Source organism: Candidatus Vicinibacter affinis, from assembly GCA_016714365.1.
GTDB classification, from domain to species: Bacteria; Bacteroidota; Bacteroidia; order Chitinophagales; family Saprospiraceae; genus Vicinibacter; species Vicinibacter affinis.
The window spans coordinates 168574-190721 of sequence record JADJNH010000007.1 but is presented as its reverse complement, the minus strand read 5'-3'; the positions used below and the strand labels follow the sequence as shown (position 1 = coordinate 190721).

General features: G+C 39.2%; 15 protein-coding genes. 5 read left to right on the top strand and 10 right to left on the bottom strand.

Translation table 11 applies throughout. The features are described from left to right. Positions 1–49: 49 nt before the first annotated feature. The 3 genes from IPJ53_15745 to IPJ53_15735 all read right to left on the bottom strand — a co-directional run bounded on the left by IPJ53_15745 (position 50) and on the right by IPJ53_15735 (position 4779). Complete coding sequence (locus tag IPJ53_15745) at positions 50–1564, bottom strand: hypothetical protein (protein ID MBK7800555.1); 1515 nt, start codon at positions 1562–1564, stop codon at positions 50–52. A 187-nt stretch (positions 1565–1751) separates the two neighbouring features. Beyond that, positions 1752–4475 carry a T9SS type B sorting domain-containing protein gene (locus IPJ53_15740; protein MBK7800554.1) on the bottom strand — a complete coding sequence of 908 codons (2724 nt, stop codon included), beginning with the start codon at positions 4473–4475 and terminating at the stop codon, positions 1752–1754. A gap of 1 nt (position 4476) precedes the next feature. Continuing rightward, positions 4477–4779 (bottom strand): T9SS type A sorting domain-containing protein, encoded by a 303-nt coding sequence (locus IPJ53_15735; GenBank protein MBK7800553.1) that lies wholly within the window; start codon positions 4777–4779, stop codon positions 4477–4479. Positions 4780–5193: 414 nt separating this feature from the next. Between IPJ53_15735 and IPJ53_15730 the strand changes: the two genes are divergently transcribed. The 4 genes from IPJ53_15730 to IPJ53_15715 all read left to right on the top strand — a co-directional run bounded on the left by IPJ53_15730 (position 5194) and on the right by IPJ53_15715 (position 11985). After that, on the top strand, positions 5194–7626 hold the full coding sequence (locus tag IPJ53_15730; GenBank protein MBK7800552.1) for a TonB-dependent receptor: 2433 nt from the start codon (positions 5194–5196) through the stop codon (positions 7624–7626). A 251-nt stretch (positions 7627–7877) separates the two neighbouring features. Continuing rightward, positions 7878–9224, top strand: a complete 1347-nt coding sequence (locus tag IPJ53_15725; protein ID MBK7800551.1) for a serine hydrolase — start codon at positions 7878–7880, stop codon at positions 9222–9224. Between the two features lie 104 nt (positions 9225–9328). Then, positions 9329–10363: a hypothetical protein gene (locus IPJ53_15720; protein MBK7800550.1), complete on the top strand. Its 1035-nt coding sequence runs from the start codon at positions 9329–9331 to the stop codon at positions 10361–10363. 797 nt (positions 10364–11160) lie between these two features. After that, entirely contained in the window at positions 11161–11985 is an 825-nt protein-coding gene (locus IPJ53_15715; GenBank protein ID MBK7800549.1) for a formate/nitrite transporter family protein, read from the top strand. 3 nt (positions 11986–11988) lie between these two features. On the opposite strand, the gene IPJ53_15710 is transcribed toward IPJ53_15715, so the two are convergent. Continuing rightward, entirely contained in the window at positions 11989–13071 is a 1083-nt protein-coding gene (locus IPJ53_15710) for a ketoacyl-ACP synthase III (GenBank protein MBK7800548.1), read from the bottom strand. Positions 13072–13247: 176 nt separating this feature from the next. Here IPJ53_15710 and IPJ53_15705 point away from each other — a divergent pair, with 176 nt between their 5' ends. Then, complete coding sequence (locus IPJ53_15705; GenBank protein ID MBK7800547.1) at positions 13248–13487, top strand: hypothetical protein; 240 nt, start codon at positions 13248–13250, stop codon at positions 13485–13487. Between the two features lie 58 nt (positions 13488–13545). On the opposite strand, the gene IPJ53_15700 is transcribed toward IPJ53_15705, so the two are convergent. The 6 genes from IPJ53_15700 to IPJ53_15675 all read right to left on the bottom strand — a co-directional run bounded on the left by IPJ53_15700 (position 13546) and on the right by IPJ53_15675 (position 22101). Next, complete coding sequence (locus IPJ53_15700) at positions 13546–13734, bottom strand: cold shock domain-containing protein (protein ID MBK7800546.1); 189 nt, start codon at positions 13732–13734, stop codon at positions 13546–13548. A gap of 61 nt (positions 13735–13795) precedes the next feature. Beyond that, on the bottom strand, positions 13796–14926 hold the full coding sequence (locus IPJ53_15695; GenBank protein ID MBK7800545.1) for a DEAD/DEAH box helicase: 1131 nt from the start codon (positions 14924–14926) through the stop codon (positions 13796–13798). Between the two features lie 355 nt (positions 14927–15281). Beyond that, positions 15282–16433, bottom strand: coding sequence for a 4-hydroxyphenylpyruvate dioxygenase (gene hppD, locus IPJ53_15690; GenBank protein MBK7800544.1), 1152 nt, complete (start codon positions 16431–16433; stop codon positions 15282–15284). 39 nt (positions 16434–16472) lie between these two features. Further along, positions 16473–17648, bottom strand: coding sequence for a homogentisate 1,2-dioxygenase (locus IPJ53_15685; protein MBK7800543.1), 1176 nt, complete (start codon positions 17646–17648; stop codon positions 16473–16475). Positions 17649–17859: 211 nt separating this feature from the next. Beyond that, positions 17860–18000: a hypothetical protein gene (locus tag IPJ53_15680; GenBank protein MBK7800542.1), complete on the bottom strand. Its 141-nt coding sequence runs from the start codon at positions 17998–18000 to the stop codon at positions 17860–17862. Positions 18001–18087: 87 nt separating this feature from the next. Further along, the gene (locus tag IPJ53_15675) at positions 18088–22101 is read right to left on the bottom strand and encodes a gliding motility-associated C-terminal domain-containing protein (protein ID MBK7800541.1); all 4014 of its coding nucleotides are present in this window, start codon (positions 22099–22101) and stop codon (positions 18088–18090) included. Positions 22102–22148: the final 47 nt, after the last annotated feature.

The following is a 22148-nucleotide window of genomic DNA, read 5'->3' as shown; positions in this document are numbered from 1 at the left end:
AATTAAAATAACCGGTCACAGATAAAATCCATGACCGGTAACGGTATAATTAAATTTTGATAATTTTTTTTGTTAAGATTTGTTGCTCCTTTTGGATGACCAAATGGAATAAGCCCGGGGTTAATTGCTCATCAAAATTCACTTCCTGATATCCGGCCTCCAAAGATAACTTTCCGGAAATAATTCTATTTCCCAAAGCATCAAAAAGATCATAAGAAACCGTTCTTTGAATATCGTTGGCAAAGGAAATTCTGCTTGTATTTCCTATTTGTCCAAAATCAAAATTATCCGGCGTATGCTTAATTAAAATCAGTGATAAATCGTTGGAAGTTAAAAGGTCCGGAAAACTGATGAGTTCAGGATTTCGGTTTTGATCCCAGGCTACTATTTTGCCCAGATGCAAGTGATCAGATTTGGCTTTTAAGGTAAATTTCAATAAGGGAGTTTGTGCTTCATAGTTGTGCTTCTCCAGTTTAGAATCCAGACCAAGAGCAGTTAATCGCTTATTTTTTTGCTGGAAGTTTGTTTTAACATTTAATTCTGGTATGGTTTCAATAGTTAAAATTTCAAGATACTTGTCATCTATGAAAACAGGTAATTCTAAACCATTTATAGAACTGTTTTGATCAGGGACCACATAAAATTCCAATAAATCCCCTTTATGAATTTTGATGTTACTTATGTTGCTGGTGTTGCTTCTTGAACTAATTTTTTCATTGCAATTAAAACAACTTGGATAGCTTCCTGCTCCACACACCCAGGTATTTATAGAACCTCCATTTTCGGTTTTGTCAATGTCCCCAACTTTGGTAGATCTGTAATCAAAATATTTATATTGATTATTATCAACTTCTGAATAAGTAAGTCGAGGGAAAATCACACCTCCCGGCCACTGATCTGAAATGACATACCTAAAAGGATATGTACTAAAACTTCCATAGGTAGATAATGAAATCATGTATGGATTAACCCATTCCCAACTTTGACGGTTAAATTCATCAATATAACCAAGAATTAAATCACTCAATTGATCATAGTCATCCCAATCTATAGTCTGGTCACCATCTGCATCGGCAGAAATTATTTTATAAGGGCAAGAAATATTTTCCAAACTGTTGAGGTGAGCGGAAATTCTCGCCATATCGTAAGCAGTAACTCCGTTGGTATAATCCGCATAATCATTTTCGCTGGAGGGCAGAACTTTGATAGTATTATTATCACTGTTTTGGCCTAATAAGTAAATTGTTCCCTCGTATATTTCATCCCCACAAGATTGAGTAGTAAAAGCTCCTTGAAAATTCCATTGAGCCCCGTTATCATCCGGATGGATTACCCAGATTGAAAAATCGTGGTTCTCAACGCCATAACCTGCAGTTCTAAATAGACTAATACCACTGATGTCTAATGGATCCTGTCCAACCACAATTCCAGGCAAACCAAGTGTCAAGAGTGCAGCCATGATGGAGGCGATAAAGGGGTTAAGAATGCCAAATTTCAGTGAAGAAAAATGGGGGGGGGCGGAATTTAATTTTGCTGATACAGTAGCAAAAATTTTAGTTTTCATAGATAAAAATTTTAGATGAATAAAAAAGTTACATAGCAAGTGTTAAATCGGTGTCTAAAAAAATGTGGTGTAATAAAAATTAAGTGAATATAGCAAAGGCTGATTGAGAATTCCAAATTTTTGGACATTTATTTTGAATGCAAACTAAATTTTCTCAGGCAGGTTTAAGGAAGCTGAATGATGTGTTTTACCTCACCAAAGTAAGATCTCCAGAGAAAGAAGTAGAGTTACCTTGCGCATCATAGAGAACGATGTGGAACAGATACACACCCGGGATGCAGGGCGTTCCATGGTGATTGCCATCCCAGCCCTGAGCTGGGGGAGGGGAAGCCATGAGTGCACCCCACCGGTCATAAATTTTGATTTCTGCCCGGGTCCAGGAACTGCCCCAGGAAGGCAACCAAAAGTCGTTGATGCCATCGTTGTTTGGGGAGAAGATCAATGGGGCAAAGAATTCATTGTTTTGTCTGACGGAGACTTTGAGCGTTTTGGTAATCTCACAGCCGTTGTCGTCGATGAAGGTGAGGGTATAAATTTGGTCGGTGGTTGCGGAGATGCGCAGCCCACCCTGATTCAGAGCGATTCCTTCACCGGGCCGGAACAAGATGTTCTGAATGGAGCCCTGGAGGAGTCTGTATTGCACGAGGACGGAAGACCCTGCATCAAGGATAAGGGAGTCTGTCATGTCGACTTCAAAGAGTGGTGGAGGCAGGATGAGGACTGTGTCAGAGCGGGTACAACCCAGCGCATCCGAAAAAGTGGCAATGTAAGATCCCGGAGGCAGAGAAGAAAAGATGCCGGAAAGATTGGTCAGTCCGTTGAGGGAATATTGTATGGGAGGAATTCCACCTGAAGAAACCCTGAGGAGGACGCTTCCCAGCTCCTCGCTGCAAAGGGGGTCGTAAGAAGTGATGACATAAGAAAGTGGCGGTGCCTGGTCCACGTGGAAGGAAGAGCTTGCGGAGCAATTGTTGGCATCCGTGACGGTGAGGGAATAATTGCCCGGTGCTGCAGGAATGGCTCTTGTGGTATCGCCGGTGGACCACAGGAGGCTTCCGGAGGCTGAGGTGCTGAGCAAGGCAGTATCCCCTTCACATAGGAGGGTATCTCCCAAAATGCGCACAGCGGGCAAAGGAAGAGGTTGTAGCCACAATTCCAGTAAAGTATCGCAGCCGGAGGCAGCGTAGAGGGTATCTCTGATGAGAAAACCGGGAGGATAGGAGATGTTTTTATAGATAAAATTTTGATTCTGACAGATGGATGTGGACCTGGTTACAGTTGTATAATTGTTTTGAAAAATCTGAATCGAATCATAAATAAAACAACCCTTATCATTGGTTATTCTTACTTCGTAAATTCCTGGATTCGTGACAACATATTTTGGTGCTGTACTCTTGTCTTGCCATTCCACAGTAAGAAGGGCAGGGACTTCAAAACTAACACTGTCTCCAGGACAAATATATTGATCCGCTCCTAAGTCAAAAGCAGGTAGACCAAGCAAATCAACTTTGATAAATGCAGCATCTATTCCACAAATGGAATCACCTACTGTATAAGAGTAAATTCCACTGGTATCTTTTGAGGGGTTTAAAATTCCTTTTGAATTGCTCCAGATGCCATTAGAACTAAAACAAGTTCCAAGGAAAGAAGATAAATTTATAACAGTGTCAATTTTACAAATTGAAATTTGATTATTGCTACCTGCATTAAAATAAGGCCCTATAATATTTAAATTACAAATAGCAGTATCTGTTTTTCCATTTTTATAAGCTATAAACCTTATTTTTCTTAAACCGGGAGAAACCGGGCATGCATCATTGACATAATAAATATTTTTTAAAGCCAGTTCATAATCTTTGTTTGAAGTAAAACCGGAGGGAAAAATTCTTACAAAAGTATTTGAATTAATAGCTTTAAAATTTCCAAAAGTATCCAATGATAATCGCTCATAGTTGTTGTCAACAGTATTTAAAAGTTCAACGTTCAATGAATCCATGCTTCCAAAATCAGAAAATACATCTAAATCAGCATCGGTTATAAGCGATTTATTTTGACGACATTTCAAAAATTTGTTAAATCCATTGGTCTTATCTCCTGAGTTTCCATCCAAATCCAAATCAATGAAAACATCACAATCATTTGGATTGTAAGGCCAGGGTGAAGCTCCATTGACTAAAAAGTTATCATTTGGTGCATTGAGCTGTACGTCACACATTAAACTTAGATTTCCTGAATTAATATCCAAATAGTATAACTTATTTTGAACAATACAAATTAAATGGCTTACCCCACAACTTATATTCAATGGAAATAGTGAACCAGGAGCGGTTTCATAATTTTCAAAAGTTCTAATTTTTCTTATTACTTTTAAAGTTGAAGTATCGATTTCAAATATGCTTATTTTGTTTAGAGGGTCATTAATTTCAGTACCTATGGTGTATATTTTTCCATTGTAAATTGTGGCATATTGGCCGAACCTAAAAAGATTAAGGTTCGCATAGTTTTGATAAGTATAAAAAAGACTAGGTGGATTTACTTTGCCTACACCTAAAGGATCAAATAACCAAATAATCCCATTTTTGTCACTCTCTCTGGAATAACCAATTGATCTTGGAATAGATGGTTGAATCCATAATTCAACTTTGGAGCCCTGATGGCAGGAATCTAATAATTCCCAGGTAACAATTTCATTTACACAAGTTATAAAGTAAAATTTGTAAGGGAAAGGTCTAATGTAAAAATCACTATCTTGATAATCATCGCACCATAAGGTATAAGTACATGAATTTATGTCTAATTCAAAAATATCATTTTGTTGTTTTTGACTATCCTGAGCGACGAAATAGAGTTTCTGAGATACTGATGGTAAACCGAAGATTACCATCAGTAAACCAATAATGCAATGTTTCATTCTAATGAACTTTGGAAATAAATACTTTATTAAAAATTGATTTTGAACTTGATGACAATTCTAAAAAGTAAATTCCGGGAGGAAAATTTGAGGTGTTTATTGTTTTTTCAACCACTTTACCAGAATAGACCTCGATTCCATTTGATGAATAAATTTTAAGTTGGTGATCTTCGGGAATTTCACCAAGGAAGCTAAGATAATTTGTAGTGGGGATTGGGACTTCAATATTATTGATATTAAATGTAAAATTATTTGTTTTACGAACGCATGTGTCGATTAATTTACCAATATATTTATTGCTCATGAGTTATATTTTTAAACCATATATAAATGCTACATACCCAGTGTTAAATCGGTGTCTAAAAAAATGTGGTGTAGTAAAAACTGAGTGAATATAGTAAAGGCTGATTGAGAATTCCAAATTTTTGGACATTTATTTTGAATGACTTGAGGTATCAACGGCGATTTAAATTTTTATGAGATACATTTGGAGGAACAGGCTTTGCAAATTATGAATGTGTTTCCAAAATGACTGACCAATAAAAAAAAGGATTGCAATGACCCAATCATTGGCAAATGTTAAATTGTTCTTAAAGTACGAAAGCTTTCGTATATGTTTGCCAAAATGTTTACTTTTGTTGGGCGAAGAGGCCGGGGGGAGTTCTACATTCCTCTATGCGCTGACGCAAGTTTTAAATTGATGCAATTTTAATAGATTATGAAGAGAGTTTGGTTTTGGTCGTTATTAATGTTTGTAACTGGAAGCTTGATGGCCCAGGAAGGCCGTATTTACGGAGCTTTAAAGAGCCCGGAAGGCGGGGCAGTAGAGTTTGCCAACGTAGTCCTGTATCAGGCTGTGGACAGTTCGATCGTAAAAGTGGAGCCTAGTGATGCAGAGGGTAAATTTGCCTTTGCGGGTTTGAAGGAGGGGGTTTATGAGGTGATGGCGAGTTTTCTTGGCATGGACAATCTAAAGATCAGTAAGTTGTCATTAAAGCCAGGACAAGCCATGGATCTGGGTACCCTGACCTTGCAATCCGGTAGCATTGCCCTGGATGCAGCCACCGTAAAAGCCACCCGTGCATTAATTGAGATCAAACCTGACCGAACGGTCTTTAACGTACAGGGAACCATCAACAGTGTAGGCTCCGATGCCTTGTCCTTGCTACGCAAAGCTCCGAGCGTTACAGTAGACAACAATGACAACATCAGCGTACTGGGGCGTACCGGTGTTTTGGTTTACGTGGATGGAAAACGTCTTCCGCTGAATGGAGAGGAACTGAGTAATTATCTGCAAAGTCTTCCCGCAGAGCAAATTGATCGCATAGACATCATCTCCAATCCCGGAGCCAAATATGAAGCAGAGGGGAATGCGGGTATTCTGGACATTCGCCTGAAAAGAGATAAAAGTCTTGGTGCCAACGGTACAGTGAGTGTGACCAGCGGTCAGGGAAAATACAACCGGACCAACTTAAGTAGCAATGCTAATTATCGAAACAAAAAATTTAATTTTTTTGGACAATTGGGAATTGGGCAACAAAAGGGATTCAATACCCTCGATTTCATCAGTTACCAAAATGGACTTTACCTTGAAGAGTTAAATGTGCTGCGCAACCGTGGACGATTTGCAAATCTCCGACTCGGTGCAGATTATTATCTGGATAAAAATCAAACCATTGGATTCCTCTATTCGCCTGGCTTGCACATGGGAAGACAACTTGGATACAATCGCATTACCATCGCAGAGGCAACCAGCCAATCGTTAGTGGACAGCATACTGGTAGCCCAGACGGTTAGTAAAAATACCCGACATCAGAACACCTACAACCTCAACTATCGCTACGATGCAAAAAAAGGAAGAAATTTCAATATAGACCTTGACTATGGGCATTTTACCAATGACGGCAGGAGATCACAACCAAATGCTTATTGGAATGCCACAGAGGATTCTGTATTGAGCAGAGTCATCAATAATTTTGAGACTCCGACGGACATTAAAATTTACACTTTCAAAGCTGATTATGAGCAAAATTTATTTGGCGGAACAGTTGCTGCAGGAACAAAAATCAGCAAGGTGGTTTCTGATAATACTTTCCTGGTTTTTGATGAAATAACCGGACTGAATATTCGGGATGACAGACGATCTAATTTGTTTGAATACGATGAAAATGTTTATGCGGTTTATTTAAATTACCAAAGACCTTTGACAAAAAAATGGAACGCCAGTTTCGGAATGCGCACCGAACAAACCAATGCAACAGGAGATCTCCGTGCTTTTCTTCCGGAACTTCAGGAGCCACCTGTTTTACTGGATTATCTCAGTTGGTTTCCCAGTGCCGGACTCAACTTTACACCTTCCCCAAAACATTCCTTTAATCTCAACTATGGTAAAAGAATCAATCGTCCGGATTACAATGTACTTAATCCATTCAACAATCAGTTGAGCCAACTTTCCTTTGAAAAAGGAAATCCGTTTCTCAGGCCGGAGATTGTCAACAACATTGAATTAGGATATACCCTTGGTTCCCGTTATAATTTTAAAGCGGGATACAGTCTCACAGAAAATCAAATCACCCGTCTTATTGGGCCCGATGATTCTGATCCAAGAGCCAGCTTCATTTCCTGGGATAATCTGGCCACTCAAAAAATTTGGAGTACCAGTGTCAGCATTCCGGTAGAAATTTTAAAATTCTGGAATGCCTATTTCAACCTCAGCGGATCACACATCGACAATCAGGCTGATTACGGTGAAGGCGCTGTCGTGGATGTACAAGCTTTTACCTACAACATTTACCAACAGCACACTTTCGAACTTCCCTGGAAACTTAAAGGAGAAGTGTCCGGATATTATTCCGGCCCGGGCGTCTGGGGAGGTGTTTTTGTCTATGAGTCCAGTTGGAGTCTCGACCTTGGGTTGCAACGTAAATTCTTAAACGATCGCATGAATGTGCGATTGGGTATCTCTGATTTGTTTTATGAATCGGGATGGGATGGCGTTTCCAGTTTTGATGGATTGGAATCTGAAGGAAGCGGCCGTTATGATACAAGAAGGGCAAGCATCAGCGTCAGCTATTTGTTTGGAAACCAGAATCTGAAATCGAGTAAAAGAAAAACGGGGATGGAGGAAGAAGCGGGGAGGATAAATGAATGAGCTAATGTAATAATTAGCTAATGTGATAATGAGTTAATGTGCTAATGAGTGACTGAACGATCTCTGCTTCGGCAGAGTATCGTGCCACAGCACGATAAGAGAAGGAACCCTGCCTGACTGCGTCGGCAGGCAGGCGCGAAAGCGGCTAACGAGAGAATTAGGAAATTTGAAAATGAGCTAATTAGTTAATTGGTTGATGATTGAATTGCTCTTGATCGTTTAAAAAATAATAAGAAATAAAATTAATTGCAATGAAAATTCAATTTCTAATCATTGGGGTCATGATGGTGAGTGCAAATGTTTTCACTCAAGATGTGAATACGGTCATGTTTCAAAAGCTGGATTCACTTTTGAGTGATGCATATGACAAAGGAATATTTACCGGACAGGTAATTCTGTCCCACCGCACCAAACAAATTTATTACAGGAAGTATGGTTATGCAGACTGGAATACAAAGAGGGAAATGGACCCCAAAAAATTATTCAATATTGGTTCGCTGAATAAGCAATTTACAGAGGAAATAATTCATCAGCTGGTGCAAGAGGGTCATCTCCAATATCAAGATAAACTTAGTAAATATATTGATGTAATTGCTGCGGATAACGAAGATAAAATTACTGTTGAGATGTTGCTTGACATGAAAGCTGGATTAGGAGATTATCTGAGAAATCCGAAATTCAGAAAGATTCAACAAACCGATTTTAGTCTGAACGAATTGATTGAAATTATAAAAGTGGAGCCATTGCTTTTTGAACCGGGGACGCAACAAGAATACTCCAATTCAGGATATGCAGTCTTGGGTGCACTGATTGAAAAAGTAACAGGAAAAAGTTATGAGGAAAATCTTTTAACCAGAATTGCAAAACCATTGGGAATATCGGAAATCTATTATGCCAGAGATCAGAAGTCAAGACAAGTCAATCGGGCATTTGGCCATTTGATAGATTTCGATGGGAAAAAGAGAAGTGTGGATGAAAGCAGTAACAGTACACCTGCCGGCGGAATTTATATGAACATCGGCGACATGTTGAGGTTTGCCGAAGCTAAGATGAATGGCCAATTGGCTTCCGGCAGAAAATATGGCAATGGAATGTTTGCCGGTGGGACTGATATTTGGAATGCGACCATTTACTATCATGAAAAAAGTGGCTTTTCTTTTGCGGTGATGGCCAACACCGGTGAAATTGCCGATGAATTGTCACCAAGAATCAAGGCAATTTTGAATGGTGAATCATATCCTCCGCTTGAGTTGCCATTTCAAATGGTATTGTATAAAATTATCAAGGAGAAGGGAATGGATTATGTTAAACAACATGTGGAGGATTTGGCCATGCAAGCTAAACTTCCCTATGACGATCGATTTTTAAACTACTTCGGCTATCAGTTTCTCAGAGGAAATAAAATGGAAATCGCTTTGGATCTATTTAAAATGAACGTATCGCTTTTTCCTAAGGTGGTAAATACTTATGACAGTCTTGCAGAAGCCTATTTAAAAAGTGGAGATAAAATGAACGCCCTCAAGTATTACAAACTGGCTTTGGAATTGTCTCCAAATGACGATCAGCTTAAGGAAAAAATTCTTGATTTAGAGAAATAATCGTCATACTTTTTATTGATATTTAATTAGAACAAAGCTGTCCAATACTGCAATAAATTTGTTCTTCTTTAATTTAATTGAAATTTATTTTTATAACTTTGAAAATGAAAATTTATCAATTAAAGACCCATATTTTAGTTTTTCTTTTAATGGCCTCTTTCTCACAAGCCAGCCATTCTCAAGCCGTAAATCCGGAAAAATATGGATTTAAAAATCATTCCCTCGTAACGAAAGATCTGGGTACTGTAAATTATTATGTGAGCACTCCCAAATCTTCTCAAAAGAAACCACTTCTATTGTATGTAGATGGTTCGGGACCTATGCCACTTTTTCAATTGGTAGAAAAAGGGACAGCGAGTACAGTCCCATTTGATTATAGAAAATTATCAGAGTACTACCACATCGTCCTCATCAGTAAACCCGGAGTGCCCTTTGCAGACAGTGTCAAAAGAGATCCCGAACATGGTTATCCCATTTACCCGGAGCCTGCAGAATATACCAGAAGACTCTCTTTGGACTGGAGGGTTGAAGCAGCTCAAGCGGTGCTGAAAAAAGTGATTAAAGATTATCCCGTTGATCAAAGCAAGGTTGCTGTGATGGGAATTTCAGAAGGATTTCAGGTTGGGGCCAAGTTGGCTGCAAAATGTAAAAAGATTACCCATTGTGTATTATTAGTAGGGAACGGCTTAAGTCAGTTTTATGATTTTATTATCCAAAATAGAACGGATGCTGCTTGTGGGATCATTGCAGAAGAGGAAGCTCAGAAAAATATTGATTCACTTAAATTGATTTTTGAAGATATTTATAAAAATGCAGCTGCGACCGATCGGGAATGGTTTGGGCATACCTATCTTCGCTGGAGTAGTTTTTGCAAGAATCAGCCAGTGGAGGACATTATTTCTTTAAATATTCCTGTCTATTTGGTTGCTGCGTCAAAAGATCGAAATACTTCTGTTCTCAGTTATGATTATATACAGATCGAGGCGCTCAGAAAGGAAAAGAAAAACATCACATTCAAAGTTTATCCGTATGATCATTCTTTTTCGGAATGGAAAAAAGATGCAGAAGGAAAGAGCGTTTTTGTAAGCAATCACATGAACGAGGTTATTGATGAGTCATTGAGGTGGCTGGGTCGTTAAAGTGTAAATTATTATTGGGATCTGTATTTGTACGTTGATGCACTTTAAAAATTATTGTTTGCTGATTTAATTGACTCTACTTTTTAAAATTCGAACAGGAAGATTGAAGTTTTGAGATATTTCGGGTCAAGTCAAAATTTTTAGGGAGAAACCAGTTTTGCGGAACCAGTTATTCACTAAAGTTGTCCTAAGTTTCATCCTATTGTCATTGTTCTTTTTTGTCTTGATAAACCCATTCTATGCATTAGAATTTCTATTCCAAGTCAAAACACCTACAAATACAAGTACTTCCTCGATTTTTCTCCTGCACCATAGAATCCACTATGCCTTGTCAAAAAATCTTGCGGGAGCACTTGTCTTTTTTGGTCTTTTGCCTTTCATAACGAAACCCTAATGCATAGTATGGGTTAAAAAAAGAACCAAAAAAAATCAAGGCTGTTTTCATTTCTTAACGCTAAAACTGTTTTAAAAAGCTAAACAAAATAAACTCGCCATAAGCAGTCAGAATAGCTTCAGGCCTTACTGTCATAAATTCATTAGCATATCTGCATGTGAGCTCAAACAGTATTTTGTTTTGAACGCTTTTTAAATCAGTTTTAGCTAAAATGAAAAAGGCCGATCGGAATTTCTCATTCGATAATTATATAAGGTATCCGAATCTATTTAAACCATCTATTAATGCTGCTTAATTTCTAATTAATCCCCATAAAATTTATCTGACCAGTTATTTCAATTTGGAAAGTTAAGACTTCTCTTCTGGCTTTGTATTACATTTGAAAATAATATAAAGCCATTTTATGCAGGAAATTTTTGGATTTGATGCTTTTTCACCAAAGGAAATTGCAGAACGGGTAGAAAATGTCGGTGTTGTTAAAGCGAGACTTCCTTTGCTATCCATGTTTATGTTGGGTATTCTTGCTGGGGCATTTATTGGATTGGGTGCGATGTGTTTTGTGTTGGTTCAATCTGAAACAGGATTGGGTTTTGTTGCAGGAAGGTTTATTGGAGGGCTGGTATTTTCATTGGGATTGATATTGGTGGTCATAGCCGGTGCCGAACTTTTTACCGGAAACAATTTACTGGTGATGGCCTGGGCAGATGGTAAGTTGAAGTTTTCAGAAGTATTGCGCAACTGGATTGTAGTAGCTTCCGCAAATTTTATAGGAGCTGCAGGCATTGCATTATTGGTTTACTTTTCCGGACATCCAGACATGAATGGAGGTGCGGTTGGAATGACTTATGTTAAAATTGCTGCAATGAAATGTAATTTATCCTTTCTGCAGTGTTTTTTCAGTGGCATGTTGTGTAATGTGTTGGTTTGTTTGGCGGTTTGGATGGCACAGGCAGGTAGGAGTGTAGTGGATAAGGTGGTGGTGATTATTTTCCCCATCACTGCATTTGTGGCTTGTGGATTTGAGCACAGCATCGCAAACATGTTTCTGATTCCGATGGGTTTTTTGTTGAAGGAAGCAAATCTTTTAGTTCCCGGTGCAGAGTCGATCAACTTTGCAGGATTTATAAAAAATTTGGTTCCTGTAATTTTAGGAAATCTTGCAGGTGGAAGTTTGTTTGTTTCTTTTTTTTATTATATGATCTATGGAAGAACGCCTAAAATTAGGTAGTCATCAAGCAAATTTATAGGTAAACGCATTGATGTTCATTCCTGCGCCTACAGATGCAAAAACAGCATAGTCGTCTTTATTCAGATCGTGGTCCTTCATTTTATTTTTTAGGATCAGATCGAGGAGTGTTGGAAGTGTAGCCGTAGAGCTGTTTCCCAGTTTATCAATGGTCATGGGCATCAGACTGGCGGGATCAGATTTTTTTCCAAAAAGTTGGCATATTCTGTGAAGGATGGCTTCATCCATTTTGCCATTGGCCTGATGGATGAGTACTTTTTTGATTTGGTCGAATTGAAGATCAGATTTTACGATGCAGTCTTTAACCAATTGCGGAACCTGATTCAGCGCATATTCATAAAGTTTGCGTCCCTGCATTTTGAGATAAAGCTCAGATCCAGAATAATCCGGGCTGTTAGACTCCTTCATTTCGAGATAGTGAGCTTCATTAAAGGCATCTGTCCGGACGGAGTGGGCGATCATTCCGATCGGTACTTCACTGCGTATAGCTTTAAGAATGGTTGCGCCTGCACCATCAGAGTAGATCATACTGTCCCGATCATGTGGATCGGAGACCCTGGAGAGCATTTCAGAGCCGATGACCATGATTTGTTGTGCATTGCCTGATTTGATCTGGTAATCCGCCTGGATCATGCCTTGGAGCCATCCCGGGCAGCCAAAGATGAGGTCAAATGCGACTGTGTTAGGATTTTTAATGCCCAGGTGATATTTAACCCTGGAGGCAAGGCTCGGCACTAAATCAGATTTGCGGTTATTCTTTTTGACATTCCCAAAATTATGTGCAACGATGATCAGGTCAAGACTTTCCGGATCGATGCCGGAAGATTCCAAGGCATCCTTTGCAGCCAGGTAGGCCATGTCAGAAGTAACCATGTGATCGTCTGCGTAGCGCCTTTCGCTGATGGTGGTTATTTTTTGAAACTTGCTGATTAAATCTTCATTGGGCGTATCTATATTCTTTTTATCCTGATCATAAAAAGTACTTTGCATGAAATCGCTGTTGAGGATAACATTTTCGGGAATAAAACTTCCTGTACCTGCGATAACGGAGTAGATATTTTCTTTCATAAATACAGCATCTGATGAGTTGGCTTTTGACAAAATGGAATATCAACACTGCCATGAGAAAATCCATTCGTCTTCAAAGGACTGAATCACAAGTCAAATTTAAGATAAAACTTGATTATGAAAAGGGATAAATCATGAGGGTCCATGTAGATTATTCCTGATCTAAAGATGGTGCGATGCGGACACTTGAATTTGGGTGCATCAAAGTTGTAATTCTGTACCAAAAAGGGGCACAGTTGCAGCAGAAAATGCAATCAAAAAAGAAATCAAGGAGTACTGAGTACTCCTTGATTTTTGTAAGACTTCAATTGATTTTGGATGAATTTCATCGATCCTTCTATCCACCTGGCGAAAGCCCGGCGCCTGATTCTAAAAAAATATTTAATCAGAAAACACTGATGGAAAATCCATCTTAAATTTTAAAGAAGCAGGACGAAAAACTATAGAACGTCTGTTGGAATTATAGCCTTAAGCTTAAGCTAACTTTACGTTAACCGCGTTAAGACCTTTTTTTCCATCCTGAACGTCAAAGGTAACCTTATCGTTTTCGCGAATCTCTTCTTTTAATCCGGAAGCATGAACAAAAATTTCTTGTCCATTATCTTCTTTAATAAATCCAAATCCTTTGGCTTCGTTGTAAAATTTTACTACACCGTTTTTCATGCTTTTAATTTAATGATTGTTTAATATAATTATTCTTGTAATAGATGTTGAAGAAAAAGTCCTACAGGTAGGGATGTTTTTTAATGACTTCAATATCTTTTTTTATTAATTTTTGTATGCCTCTAAAATAAGCCATTTCTTCTGTACTGCAAAGGGAAACAGCTTCACCTGTTTCACCCGCTCTACCGGTCCGGCCGATGCGATGTACGTAATTTTCAGCTTGTTCAGGAATTTCATAATTGATCACGTGGGTGAGTTTGTCCACATCAATTCCTCTTGATGCGATATCGGTAGCAACCAATACACTTACTGTCCTGTCCTTAAAACCTTTAAGGGCTTTTTCGCGGGCAGTCTGAGACTTATTCCCGTGGATGGCTTCTGCTTTGATGTTGATTCCTTTAAGGTCTTTGGCAACTTTATCAGCACCTCTTTTGGTGCGGGTAAAGATCAACACGTGATCGATTTTATCTGTCTTCAGGATATGTTTCAGTAAAGCACTTTTTTGAGGACGTTGTACAAAGTAAACACTTTGTCTGATCGCAGGTGCAGTAGAGGAAACAGGATTGACGGAAACGCTTACCGGATTTTTAAGAATGGTATTGGCGAGTTGCATGATATTTGGTGCAGCTGTGGCGGAAAAAAACATGGTTTGTTTTTTTGCCGGCAACTTGGCGATCACTTTTCTCATGTCATTGATGAATCCCATGTCCAGCATGCGGTCAGCTTCATCCAAAACGAAATATTCCACATGATTCAGATTGACAAATCCCTGTTGCATGAGATCCAGCAATCTGCCGGGCGTTGCAATCAGGATATCAATTCCTCTTCTCAATGCATTGACTTGTTGTGTCTGGGACACTCCTCCGAAGACAGTTGCATGTGTGAAATTTAGGTTAGCTCCATAATCTCTTACATTTTCGCTGATCTGGGTTGCCAGTTCGCGGGTAGGTGCAAGAATTAAAGCTTTTATGGTCCTTCTTATTTGATTGGTTTTAGAGGCTTCCATCATTTGCAAGATAGGAAGTGTAAAAGCAGCGGTTTTTCCTGTACCGGTCTGGGCACAGCCAAAGATGTCTTTCCCTGCGAGCAGGTGTGGGATACTTTTGGCCTGAATGGGGGAAGGTTTTAGGTAATTTTTTTTATCGAGCGCCGAAAGTAGCGGCGTAATTAAATTCAAATCAGTAAACGTCATTAAAGTTTTTTAATGTTAGGCACTTTAAAGAAAAATGTAATGTGAAACCGACGGTAATTGAATTTTACCAGTAGATTGAGATACAATCTTCAGACAAAGTACCACAAAGATACGTGTTTTATTTCATAAATGCCATAAATTTTATGATACAGCCTGTTTTAGCTTACTTTGACCTTCCCATTGGGAATAAATTTGCTAACTTAACAAGTTGTTCGCCAATCAGTTGCAATTTAATGGGAGGAAAGCATCGAATACAGAGCCTTAACCTAAATGGTTTTCTAATAATCGCACAATATGTCTCTAAAATCTAAGCACCAGGCCACCAGACCGAGCAAATGAAACGGCCTTTTGATGACTATAAAGTTCCGCGACGAGCTTGTTCGGCTTCTATGCTCTCGAACAGAGCCTGAAAGTTACCTTTCCCGAATGACTTTGCTCCTTTGCGTTGGATGATTTCAAAGAACAGGGTCGGACGATCTTCCACCGGTCTGGTAAATATCTGCAGGAGGTAACCGTCTTCGTCACGATCCACCATGATGCCGAGTTTTCTCAACTCTTCCATGTCTTCTTCTATGATACCCACCCTGGATTTGACCGTATCATAGTAATCACCGGGCACATGAAGAAATTCAACACCTCTCTTTCTCATTTCACTGATGGTGAAGATGATGTTGTCGGTGGCAACTGCAATGTGCTGACAACCCGGACCTTTATAAAAATCAAGATATTCCTCGATCTGTGATTTTTTTAGCCCCATTGCAGGTTCGTTGATGGGGAATTTGATTCGGCCATTCCCGTTGGTCATCACCTTGCTCATCAAGGCGGTGTATTTGGTAGAAATGTCTTTGTCGTCGAAGGTAATCAGATTGGCAAAACCCATCACTTCTGCATAGAATCTTGCCCACTTGTCCATTCCACCAAGTTCGACATTACCCACCATGTGATCGATGTATTTGAGACCAGTCTCAGAAGGTTGATAATCTGAATGCCAGGCTATGTATCCAGGCATAAAAGGACCGTGATAATTTTTTCTTTCTATGAACAGGTGAACGGTATCACCGTAGGTATGTATTCCTGATTTAACAATTTCGCCAAATTCGTCTGAAACACTTACCGGTTCGAGGAATGATTTTGCACCGCGCGACACAGTTTCCTCAAATGCTTTTCTGGCATCATCTACCCACAGTGCAATGTACTTAACACCATCGCCATGCATTCTAATGTGTTGTGAAATTTCACTGTCCGGATTGAATGGAGAGGTTAATACCAGGCGTATTTTTCCTTGTTGGATGACATAGGAGCACTTTTCTTTATTGCCGGTCTCCAATCCTGAATAGGCAACAGACTGAAATCCGAAAGCAGTTTTATAAAAATGCGCTGCCTGTTTGGCATTGCCTACGTAAAGTTCAACAAAATCAGTTCCATTAATGGGGAGAAAATCCTGAGCTTTTTCGAAAATCTTTTCTCCGCTGTAGGAATAATTCTGTACGGTGGTCAGATCTTTCATCATCTTAAGTAATATTAAATTTTAGCAAAATAGTTTTTATTAATGTGCGCTCACCGGTTCTTCCAACCATGATTTGTAGTAATCCTTGACCTCAATTTCCATGGCATCTTTGGTGATGCTTACAGGACTGAAAGGATCAATCATCACGGCCAGTTCTTTGGTATCTTTTTGTCCAATACTTCTCTCAATCGCTCCCGGATGTGGTCCGTGCGGAATGCCGGCAGGATGTAGGGTCAGCTGACCTTTTTGAATGTTGTTTCTGCTCATAAAATCGCCATCCACATAATAGAGAATTTCGTCGGAGTCAATATTGCTGTGGTGGTATGGAGCCGGAATGGCGTCGGGATGGTAATCATACATTCTTGGAACGAAAGAACAAATGACAAAGCCACGACCTTCAAACTGTTGGTGAATGGGTGGAGGCATGTGGATGCGTCCTGTAATGGGTTCGAAGTCAAAGATCGAAATTCCATAAGGATAGTTATAACCATCCCACCCAACTACATCAAAAGGATGATTGGAATATACGAAAGGGTAAATCATCCCACGTTTTTTTATTCGCAGATGAAACTCACCTTCCTGATCGATGGTTTCCAGATCCGTAGGAAGTTTGAAGTCACGTTCACAAAAAGGGGAATGTTCCAGATATTGTCCCATGGCGTTGCGGTAACGACCAGGCGTTCGGATAGGTCCATGAGACTCCACAATCAGGTGACGGTTAAGGCCTGAATCAAATTCAATCTGGTAGACAGTTCCCCGTGGTATGACCAGATAATCGCCATACTCAAAACGTACATTGCCATAACTGGTACGCAACACACCAGCACCTTCATGGATGAAAATCATCTCGTCGGCATCGGCATTTTTATAAAAATAACTTCTTAGGGATTCGGTAGGAGCTGCAAGACTTACGGACATATCCGCGTTGAGAAACAAAGTCCTGCGGCTCTCTATGTAATCGGCTTTTGGAGTGGCCTTGAATCCAGAAAAACTCAATGCCTGTAAATTATCCTCGAACGCTAATTCCGGTTTGATGGACCATGGCTTTCCGATTTGACGGACACGGGTAGGCGGCCTCAGATGGTACACCAGAGAGGATGTTGACGAAAACCCTTCGGTTCCGAAGAGTTCTTCATGGTACAACTCACCCGTTTTTTGTCTATAGGCGACATGCCTTTTATGAGGAATCTTACCCTGAGAATGATATACGGACATACTGCTTAAAATTCTAAGCACGAAGGAAAGAAAATATGCGCTCAGAGGTCTTGATGGGAATCAACGTCAGACATGATTATTATCATGAAGGCGGGTCTGTAATACAATCCCCATCAATTGTCTGAACCATGATTTTTGGGATGTATGGGATTAATGAGATCGCGATGATGGAATTTTATCCATGGTCAAGAATATTACATCTTCAATAAATTCAAAAAGAAATGATAATCCTTCCCACAACTCCCAACAATCCCATAAATCCCAGTTCAGACAAAATTCCGTTATCTGTCTGAACCATGATTTTTGGGATGCATGGGATGGGTGAGATCGAGAGAATAAAATTATATTTCATAACTAAGAATATTACATCTTCAATCAATCCAAAAAAAAATGATATTCCTTCCCACAACTCCCATAAATCCCAGTTCAGACAAAATTCTTATCTCACCACCGTCACCTCCCCCTGCCAAGAGATCACCGAACCATCCTGCAGGGTCAATTGAGCATGCCACACATATACGCCCGGAACGACTGCTTTCCCCTTGAAGCTGCCGTCCCAGCCCAGCGAGGGATCATTGGCAGCGAAGTTTTCTTGTTGCCATACCTGCGATCCCCAGCGATCGTAGATCGATAATTTTGTGATCTGTGCAATGGTCGATCCATCATCGAATAATGTAAATCCATTGTTCACCCCACCGGGGTATATGATATTGGGATAGTAGATTCCGTAATTCTTTTTGATGAGCAGATACAGGTAGTGGAGCGAATCACAACCTACCGTCGAACGGAAGGACTCTTGATACGTTCCGGACTTGTCATAGGTCTGTGCATTGACGGGCCATGTGTAGGTCGTATCTGTGATGACCGTATCCCGTTTTTCAAAATCTTCATTTATTTTAAGATCCAAACTGAGAATGGAATCACAGCCCTGATGGGTTTTGAGTGGAATGGTGTACAGGCCAGATTCTGTAAGCAATTGATTGTTGAGTGGCCACCGGTATTGTTTACATGCTTCTGCCTGTTGTGTGAATTCATACTTCGGATGGATGGTTAATTCCAAATAATAAATAGAATCACAACCTGAGCTGTTTGTATATTTTTCTGAATACATTCCGGAAGTGTCAAACTTTTTGCCATTCAAATCCCAGACGTATGCATCACATCTTATAACATTTTGTTTATAATAGTTGGAGTTGATTTTCAAATTCAAATTTACGATGGAATCACAACCCGCCGCATTGGTTAGAGGAAAGGAATAGTTTCCGGAACTTGTTAAATTTTTACCCAGAAACATTATGCTGTCACAAATGGAAATGGAAGTATCTTTTTTGGTAGATGAAACAATGTTTAAATCCAAGGTGACGATGCTGTCGCAGCCATATTGATTGATTGTCTGAAAAATATATTTTCCTGATTGTGTGTACGTGACATTATTCCAAACAAATGTCTCACATGCCGTTTGTTTTTGCAGCAAACTATCCGACTTATGTATGACCAAATTTAAAACTGCCGTGCTGTCACAGCCTGATGAATTAATTGTGTTGTATTGATACGTTCCACTTTGCGTATAGCTTACATTGTTCCAGAAGTACTTATCACAACTTGCAACATTGATCTCTGATTGAGTTGAATTTTTTACAGTCAATTGCAAAGTAGCGGTGCTGTCACATCCACTTGCATTTTGTGTTTGAAAAGTATATGTACCGCTTTGTGTATAAGTATTTCCATTCCATACATAGCGGTCGCAAGTTGTGTGCACCGTATTTGAACTGTTGGATTTATTGATGGTTAGTTGCAGGGTAGTGATGCTGTCGCATCCTTTGGAACTTTGTGTCGTATCCGTATAAATTCCTGATTGACTGTAATTGCGTCCATTCCATTGATAAGCATCACAAGAGGTTTGAACAATGGTTTTATTGATCTGAGAATTTATATTCAGATTTAATTGCACCACACTGTCACATCCGAATTGATTGATGGTGTCGAGTGTATATACACCACTTTGTGTATAGGTCCTTCCATTCCAAACAAATGAATTGCAGGTTTCGATTTGCAAATGGTTGGAATCGGAATGGTGAAGAGTGAGTTCCAGCGTTACGGTGCTGTCGCAGCCGAAACTATTTTTTGTTTTGTACGAATAGATTCCACCGGTATTGTAGGTTTGTCCATTCCAGCTGTATGCATCGCAATCAGTGTGTCTGATGTTTGTTGCATTGGATTTATGGATGGTTAGATCCAGGTTAACGATGCTGTCGCAACCAAATTGATTAATGGTGTCAAAGCGATAAATGCCCGTCTGTGTCAAGGTCTGATGATTCCAGAAGTATGCATCGCAAGTTTGAATGGATTGATTGATGTAAATGGTATCAGCTGTCGTCAGATCCAATATCGTAATTAAACTATCACATCCTTTTACAGAACTTAGCTTGCGATAATACTTACCTGCATCCACGATGCTCGTATCCACAAACCGATAAGAGGATCCCTTGCAAATCATTGCATGAATACTGTCAATCTTCGGAAGATCAATTGTACGCGAAATATTATCCGTGTAATCACATTCTGCCTGTAGAAAATCTTGATCTCCGAAGTTGCCCGGGGTATTGCGTACCGAGTTGATCACCATAAACAGATCTGAAAGATTGCGGGCAGAAAATTTAAATTCCAGATTCAGCAAACTGTCTCCCGGATAAATGGATCTCAGCGTATAATAATGGCCGATCAAGGTTCCTGCATTGGTTGGATCTCCGTTAAAAAAAGAAATAGCCAGATTGGAGTCTGCCACTGCAGAAGCATCCTTACGATTGAATAAATCAAATGTTAAGGTATAAAGTTTTGTGATGGGATCATAGTTTATGCATTGGATCTTTCCGGTCAGACTTGCAGCGGGGCTTTTGTAAAAGCCATTGGAATCCAGCAGGGATTCCTGTTGCATGAAGTTGTTGTACTTACCGTTCCTGTAAGTCGCCTGATTCTTCTGGTAACGCGGCACTGTGAGATCATCGTTGATGTAAAGTGGATTGTAGGCATATTGATTCCAAATGCCCCGGGCAGGGGCCCAGTGATCTCCATCCGGAGGACCGAAGACAGTAATTCTAGGGTTTCTGTATGGAAAAGGATCTGTACAAGTCACACAAATTTTAATATTACCTGTATGATCATAATCGGATATGGTAGGGAATTCTCTTAAAGTTGGAGAAGAGCATTTGATTTGACTCATTACGAATGGAGTGCTTCCAATACCTGATAATATTCTTAGATCAGTCATATCCCGAAAAATTATTTCTTGCAAGCCATCGCCGTCTATATCATAGATTCCAATTCCGCAAACACCCGAAGTATCTGTCGTATTTAAAATCCAATCCGGGTTAAATACTTGCGAACCATTGAACCTAAAAGAATACAATTTTGTGGAGATATTTACAATAATGCTTGGGCTGCCATTATTATTCAAATTGCCAACAGATGCATGGGAGATTTGTTGAACATTTGGAAAACTGGCATAACTAATCAAACTTGGGGAATTATTATCCAGGTAATATGCATATAAAATTGGGTCGCTGTTTCTAGTTGGTGCAGAGACAATCACGTCCAATATCCCATCGGAATTGATGTCTGCAATACTAGTCGTTCCATCTTCAGTGCTACCATTGAATAAAATATTTTTAGCGATCATCGAGTTTCCGGTCATTCCATTTGGATTGGTAATCATTACCTTGTAAATACTGAAACCGGCTGCCAATTCCAAATCACTTGTATCTGAATCCAGATTCGCTGCGACACTTATAGGAATATATGTTCCGATTGCCAATCTGTTGTAGCCAAAACCATTATTGCCTCCATCCGCCAATTTTTTACCGGTTAAGGCATTAAAGATTTTATTTGAAGTATATATTTCTGGAATCCCATCAAAATTAAAATCACATATCCCAATAGCCCCAGTCCGAGCATTTCCGTTGTTGACTGCGTTTACGGTTGTGTCAGATATCCAAAGTATTGAACCATCCAAACCATAACAAATAAGCCTGTCGCTATCAAAATTATCTGGATTAGCTGGATTTCGAACTGTTTGAATTATAAATTCAGGAATGTTATTACCATTAATATCTGAAATTAATATGCTATTTTCAGAAGCGTTAACATTTTTAATTGGAATAGTTATTTTTGTAATTCCATTTACTAAATCAATAATATAAATAGAATCTCCTCTTCTTGAAAAAGTGATAAGCTCAGAATTACAATCACCGTCTATATCAGCCAGTAAATGTATAGAGGCGTCATAAACCTTATGAGGAAATTCAATTTTTTTATCGATTCTAGTGACTAAAGATTTGAATCCATCTATTTTATAACAAAAATTGGAATCTGGATAACCTGCACAGTGTTGAGACTTAACATTTACAAAAGAAATTAAAATAAATATTGTTATTTTTATTAAAATATTGAATTTCATTTTCGTTACGAAAAAAATCAGGTGAGTCTTAAAAAAATTGAAATTCA